Below are 6,885 nucleotides of genomic sequence, written 5' to 3'. Positions count from 1 at the left end.
GGGGGAATACCTAAAGATACAAAAAAGCCAGCTAATTCGCAATATTTTGTGTATGAATTAGTTGGCTGATTTTATATTATTTACTGAATGTCCCTCAGTAACGATGACATAGAGTAGCCTAAGGCTGAAAGCCTTTTTATCTTATAGCCCGGGGTAACACCCCGGGAATAAATGTTCCCGGAATTCTGCGCCCTGAAAGGGCAAAAGATGAATCTGTAAATGTTTTGCCCTTACAGGGCGCAATGTTATTCATATTCGTATTCCCGGGGTGCTACCCCGGGCTATAAGATAAAAAGGCTTTCAGCCTTAGGCTACTCTATGTCATCGTTACTGATATAAACTAAATTCCAACATTTACTCCAACACTTATTCCAACACTTATTTCAACATTTATTCAACTAATCACTCACTCCGCTTTCTCGGGGTAGTTCATATTGCCTTCCGTCATCTGTTCCAGCACTTCATGCAGATACTTGGCAGCCTCCCACTTCGCCATAGGCAAGTCGTGCAGCAGATAATTACCGCAATCCTGCGGAGCAGCACCGGGCACTTCGCCCTCATATCCGGCAACAAAGCGGAAAGTATCCTGCATCAGCGGCACGATGTCCTGCGGCTGCAAGTCGCCCTTCATCAGCAGATAATTACCGGTGAGGCAACCCATAGGCCCCCAATAAATAATCTTGTCCTGCCATTGCGGTTCATTGCGCAGATAAGTAGCAGCCAGGTGCTCGATAGTATGCAGGGCGCCCTGTCCCAAGGCCGGCTCGCGGTTAGGCTCCTTCATACGGATATCGAAAGTCGTGATAACCTCTCCGTTCACTTCATCCTTGCGTGATACATAAATACCGCGCAGCAAGCGGATGTGGTCGATAGTAAAGCTGGGAATCTTCTTCATGATTATGATATGTTATTTATGATTTACAAACTCTCCGGCAAGGTAGAAAGAAAAGCCCACGTAGTAAGGAACGAGCGCTCCGCCATTGTCCCCCAGAAATCGGCATATTGCGAAGCATGGTCTTCCACGCCCGGCGTATCGCTGATGATACGGAAGCTGAGGAAAGGAGTACCGTACAAGTAACAGACCTGTGCAATAGCTGCGGACTCCATATCGACTGCAAGCCCGGCGGGAAAACGGCGTTTGATAGCGTCCAGTTCGGTACGGTCGGTAATGAACCGGTCGCCGGTACAGAGCAACCCGCTGTGAACACAGCTTTCCAACCCGGCACTATTCAGCGACAAGGCATGTTCCAGCAGAGAAGCGCAACCCTCGTACACAGCGGGAAATCCCTGCACCTGGCCGTACTCGTTGCCCTCGCCGCACCATACATCATGGTACACCAGGCATTCGCTCACCACCACATCCGTCACCTTAAGGCAGGCGTCAATGCCGCCCGCCACACCGGTACTGACCACACAATCCGGAGCAAAACGGCGTATCAGCTCCGTGGCACCCACTGCCGCACTCACCTTGCCGATACCGCACTGCGTAAGTACCACACGGTTACCGCCGAGCACGCCCTCCACATAGCGGAAACACCCCTCGCCCGACACCTTCTTCTCCTGCAAACGCTCCACCAACTGGCGGTGTTCGCTATCCATTGCGCTGATAACACCTATCGTCATGCTTGCCGATTTACTATTCCAGATTTATAAATTATGATTTTCAGTAAGGCAAAGGTACGATATTTCAGCAGATTTCTCTATCCAACTGGTGCATAAATCAATATTTATGTATAAGTTTGCCGCAGAAATTCGGATTAGGAGTTAAGGAAGTTAAGGAGTTAAGGAAGTTAAACCGGCACTTCTACTCGATTATCTCACAAAAAAGATAGCGGAGCAAATACTGTCGGTTCAACTCCCTTAGCCTCCTACCTCCTCCGGACTCCCCCACATAAACCATAACCCTGCAAGATGATAAAGAAAATTCTCCCCGACCTGATTGCCGTCCTGGCATTCGCATTGATTTCCTTCGCCTACTTTTTCCCGGCGGACATAGAAGGACGCATCCTGTTCCAGCACGACACCGCCGCCGGAGCCGGAGCCGGACAAGAGGCCAAAGAGTACTACGAACAGACAGGCGAGCGCACCCGCTGGACCAATTCCCTCTTCGGCGGCATGCCGACCTACCAGATAGCGCCGTCCTACGACTCCACCGTGCCTCTGCAATGGACACAGAAAGTATATCAGCTCTTCCTGCCCACATACGTCAACCTGACGTTCATCCTGATGCTGGGTTTCTACATCCTGCTGCGGGTATTCGGCATACCGGTGTGGCTGGCGGGGTTGGGCGGCATCGTATGGGCTTTCTCGTCCTACTTCTTTATCCTGATATCCGCAGGACACATCTGGAAATTCATCACCCTTGCCTACATCCCCCCCACGATAGCGGGCATTGTCCTCGCCTACCGGGGCAGATTACTGGCAGGCGGTATCCTGACGGCACTCTTCGCTGCCCTGCAAATCATGTCGAACCACGTACAGATGTCCTACTATTTCCTGTTCGTCATCCTGTTCATCGTAGGAGCTTACTTTGAGGATGCGTGGCGCAACAAGACACTGCCCAAGTTCTTCAAGGCAAGCGCCGTACTGCTCGTAGCAGCCCTTATAGGCGTAGCTGCCAACCTCTCCAACCTCTACCACACCTATACGTACAGCAAGGAAACCATGCGCGGCAAGAGCGAACTGGTACAAACCGGCGATGCCGCCAAGCAAACCAGCAGCGGATTAGACCGCGACTACATCACCAACTGGAGCTACGGCATCGGTGAGACGTGGACGCTGCTCGTCCCCAACTTCAAAGGCGGCTCCTCCTCCGCCCCCCTCAGCCAGAGCGAAACCGCTATGGCAAAGGCTAACCCGATGTACAGCAGCCTATACAACTCGTTCCCGCAGTACTTCGGCAACCAGCCCTGGACAGCCGGCCCCGTCTATGTAGGCGCATTCGTGCTGTTCCTTTTCGTCCTGGGCTGCTTCATCGTAAAAGGTCCCCTAAAATGGGCGCTGCTGGGAGCGACCTTTTTCTCTATCGTCCTGGCATGGGGCAAGAACTTCATGCCGCTCACGGACTTCTTTATCGACTACATTCCGATGTACAACAAGTTCCGCGCAGTATCGTCCATTCTCGTCATAGCGGAGTTCACCATTCCCCTGCTGGCTATCTTCGCCCTGAAACGCGTATTGGAAGAACCCGGGATATGGAAAAAGAACAAGAAAGCATGCGGCATCAGCCTTGCGCTGACCGCCGGCGTAGCCCTGCTGCTCGCCATAGTGCCGGGTAGCCTCGGTTCGGGCTTCGTACCTGCACAAGAGGCACAGATGCTGCAAAACGCCGTAGACCGGCAGATGATACCTGCCAATGAACTGGCAGGCATCCTTGCCAACCTCGCAGAAATGCGGGGAGCGCTCGTCAGTGCCGACGCATTGCGGAGCTTCATCATCATAGGTATCGGCTGCGTGCTGCTCTGGCTGCACGCAACGGGCAAGTTGCGCCAATCGTTGACCGTTGCCGGCATTGCAGTGCTCTGCCTCGCCGATATGTGGACAGTGAACAAACGCTACCTCAACGACGGGCAGTTCGTTCCCCGCTCCATTCAAACGGAAACGTTCAGCAAAACGCAAACCGACGAACAGATTTTGCAAGACAAGAGCCCGGACTACCGCGTACTGAACTTTGCAACCGATGCCTTCAATGAGAACAACACTTCTTACTGGCATAAGAACGTAGGCGGATACCACGCCGCCAAGCTGCGCCGCTACCAGGAGATGATAGAACGCCATATCTCTCCCGAAATGCAGGCCGCCTACCAGGCAATAGCCGCCGCAGGCGGAGAAATGGACAGTGTGGACGCCTCCAAGTTCCGTGTACTGAACATGCTGAACACCAAGTACTTCATCTTCCCCGCCGGACAGCAGGGACAGACCGTACCCGTGCTCAACCCTTACGCCAACGGCAACGCCTGGTTCGTGAAGAACGTGCAGTACGTAGACAATGCCAACCAGGAAATCGACGCACTCAAAACCATTCTTCCCACCGAAACCGCCGTGGTCGATGCCCGCTTCAAGGAGGTGCTGAAAGGAACCGCCGAGGCATACAAGGACAGCCTTTCCAGTATCCGCCTGACGAGTTACGAACCTAACCGGCTGGTTTACGAAACGGAAAATGCAGGAGACGGCATCGCCGTATTCTCCGAGATTTATTATCCGGACGGCTGGCAGGTAACTATCGACGGGCAACCCGCCGAACTGGGACGCGCGGATTACATACTGCGCACCATGTACGTCCCTGCCGGCAAGCACACTATCGAAATGCGCTTCGACCCTACAAGCCTGCATGTTACGGAAGGCATCGCCTACGGAGCACTGGCGCTGCTGGTTATCGGAGTGGCGGTTATCGTACTGATAGCCCGGAAAAAAGTCGCATAGCGGATACGGAACCGGGGATAAACGAGTGGATACAAAAACCGCCTCTGCCCTCGCAGGTAAAGGCGGTCTAAAGTCAATAATACATGAAAAAACGCTATTTAGAGAGAGTCTCTACATTTTAGAGTTCACAACAAAGGTAGGGTATAGCGATAACAACGGCAAATAAAATCTACGAAATAACCAATCTCGCCGACAAAACAGGGCGATATGCTTAATTCTCCCTATGGCAAAACCGCATTCTTCCCCGTGTATCTTCTTCATAAGCAACGGAGAAAAACCGGTTTCACCGTAGGGAGAATTATTTTTTCCTACGGTATAAACAGGATGTCGACTGCTGTCGACAGGGCTGTTGACTGCTGTCACTCAATCAAACGACTATTGCCAACCGGTCTGTTGACAACTGTCAACATCCGGTTTTCTCACGCCCGAGGGCGGTGAAGCACAGGGTAAAATACCGCCGCACAACGTTACCTGCCAAGTTCTACCATAAGGAAAAGAATGAAAAAAAAGGTATAAATAACCGGCAGAACGATATATTTCAGTAACTTTGCTTTTCAAATCAAAAAAACGATATAGTATGGAAACTACCAGACAAAACAAAATAGCCCGCCTGCTCCAAAAGGAACTGAGCGACATCTTCCTGTTGCAGACCAAATCGATGCCCGGCATACTGATTTCGGTAAGCGCCGTACGTATCAGTCCCGATATGAGTGTGGCACGCGCCTACCTCAGCGTTTTTCCTTCGGACAAGAGCGAGGAAATCATCAAGAACGTCAATGCCAACATGAAGTCTATCCGCTTTGAGCTGGGAACCCGCGTACGCCACCAGTTGCGCATCATTCCCGAACTGAAATTCTTTGTGGACGACTCGCTGGACTACCTGGAAAGAATAGACGAATTGTTGAAATAATGTTTAGCGATTAACGGTTGGTGATTAGTATTTAGTGATTAATGATTAGTAATTAGTATTTAGTGATTAGTGATTAATGGCAAATGAGTGGCTTTATCACTAAACACTAAACACTAAGCACTAAATACTAAATATACTATAAATACTAAATATGCTAAATACTAAATGCTAAATACTAAATACTAAGCACTAACCGCTAAACACTAATCACTAATCACTAAACACTAACCGCTAAACATGAGCCTTCCCTTCTTCATAGCCCGCCGCTACCTCTTCTCCAAGAAAAAGCACAATGCTATCAACATCATTTCCGGCATCTCGGTATGCGGGGTGGCGCTGGCTACATTGGCGTTGGTGTGTACCCTGTCCGTATTCAACGGCTTCCAGGATATGGTGGCGGGGTTCTTTACGGCTTTCGACCCGGAGCTGAAAATTACCGTCCGCGAAGGAAAGGTTTTCGACCCGCTCGACCCGCGCATACAGCAGGTACGTGCCCTGCCCGAGATAGATGTATGGACAGAGACGCTGGAAGAGAATGCAATGGTGCAGTACAAAGACCGCCAGGCAATGGCGGTTATCAAAGGGGTAGAGAACAACTTCGGGCAACTGACGTCCATAGACAGCCTGCTGTACGGTGCGGGTGAATTCGTACTGAACGACTCTGTGGTGGATTATGGCTTCATGGGTGTGGAGCTGGTATCCGAGCTCGGCACGGGCATCCAGTTCGTTGACCCGCTGCGGGTGTATGCGCCCAAGAGGAATGTGCGTGTCAACGTAGCCAATCCGTCGGCAGCCTTCAATCAGGATTATCTGTTCTCGCCGGGTGCGGTGTTCGTTGTCAACCAGCAGAAGTACGACGCACGTTATATCCTTGCCCCGCTGAGCTTTGCGCGGCGGTTGTTCGATTACGATACGGAAGTGTCGGCTATCGAGCTGAAACTGAAACCGGGTAGCAACACCGATGCCATACAAAAGAAAATGGAACGCATCCTGGGCGACGGCTTTGCGGTGCAAAACCGTTATGAGCAGCAGGCGGACGTGTTCCGTATCATGGAAATCGAGAAGCTCATCTCTTACCTGTTCCTTACCTTTATCCTTACGGTTGCCTGCTTCAATGTTATCGGCTCGCTGTCCATGCTGATACTGGATAAGCGCGAGGATACGGAGACGCTGCGCAACCTGGGTGCCGACGACCGGCTGATTGCCCGCATCTTCCTTTTCGAGGGGAGGATGATTTCGGTATCCGGAGCGACTGTCGGGATTGTCCTGGGATTGTTGCTGTGTTTCTTGCAGCAGCGTTTCGGGCTGATATCGCTGGGAGGAGGCAACGGGAGTTTCGTTGTGGATGCTTATCCGGTGAGCGTGCATGCAACGGACATTATCGTGGTATTCGTAACGGTTATCGCCGTAGGCTTTCTTTCCGTATGGTATCCGGTGAGGTATCTGAGCAAGCGGCTGCTTAAGAAATAGGCTTTTCCGCCTCCCCTCACACGCAGGTTCCTATGGATAGGACGATGCCGGGGGCTTATGAAAGGAAAGGGGGAGATGCCGGT

5 protein-coding genes are annotated in these 6,885 nt (G+C 51.5%); 3 read left to right on the top strand and 2 right to left on the bottom strand.

Annotated elements, in window-relative coordinates:
• Positions 1-406 precede the first annotated feature (406 nt).
• Together C233_RS0102000 and C233_RS0101995 are read right to left on the bottom strand one after the other, a co-directional pair.
• On the bottom strand, positions 407-895 hold the full coding sequence (locus C233_RS0102000; RefSeq protein WP_018665807.1) for an S-ribosylhomocysteine lyase: 489 nt from the start codon (positions 893-895) through the stop codon (positions 407-409).
• Between the two features lie 23 nt (positions 896-918).
• Positions 919-1,623: a 5'-methylthioadenosine/adenosylhomocysteine nucleosidase gene (locus C233_RS0101995; protein WP_018665806.1), complete on the bottom strand. Its 705-nt coding sequence runs from the start codon at positions 1,621-1,623 to the stop codon at positions 919-921.
• A 288-nt stretch (positions 1,624-1,911) separates the two neighbouring features.
• Here C233_RS0101995 and C233_RS0101990 point away from each other — a divergent pair, with 288 nt between their 5' ends.
• The 3 genes from C233_RS0101990 (at position 1,912) to C233_RS0101980 (ending at position 6,802) form a co-directional block, all read left to right on the top strand.
• Complete coding sequence (locus C233_RS0101990; protein WP_018665805.1) at positions 1,912-4,422, top strand: glycosyltransferase family protein; 2,511 nt, start codon at positions 1,912-1,914, stop codon at positions 4,420-4,422.
• A 577-nt stretch (positions 4,423-4,999) separates the two neighbouring features.
• A complete protein-coding gene (gene rbfA / locus C233_RS0101985) occupies positions 5,000-5,332 on the top strand; it encodes a 30S ribosome-binding factor RbfA (RefSeq protein ID WP_018665804.1) in 333 nt (110 codons plus the stop codon).
• Between the two features lie 237 nt (positions 5,333-5,569).
• Positions 5,570-6,802, top strand: a complete 1,233-nt coding sequence (locus C233_RS0101980; RefSeq protein WP_018665803.1) for an FtsX-like permease family protein — start codon at positions 5,570-5,572, stop codon at positions 6,800-6,802.
• The last annotated feature ends 83 nt before the right edge of the window (positions 6,803-6,885 follow it).

This window comes from Bacteroides gallinarum DSM 18171 = JCM 13658, from assembly GCF_000374365.1.
Taxonomy (GTDB): Bacteria; Bacteroidota; Bacteroidia; order Bacteroidales; family Bacteroidaceae; genus Bacteroides; species Bacteroides gallinarum.
Note: the sequence above shows the minus strand (reverse complement) of the source record. Positions and strands in the feature narration are given on the sequence as shown.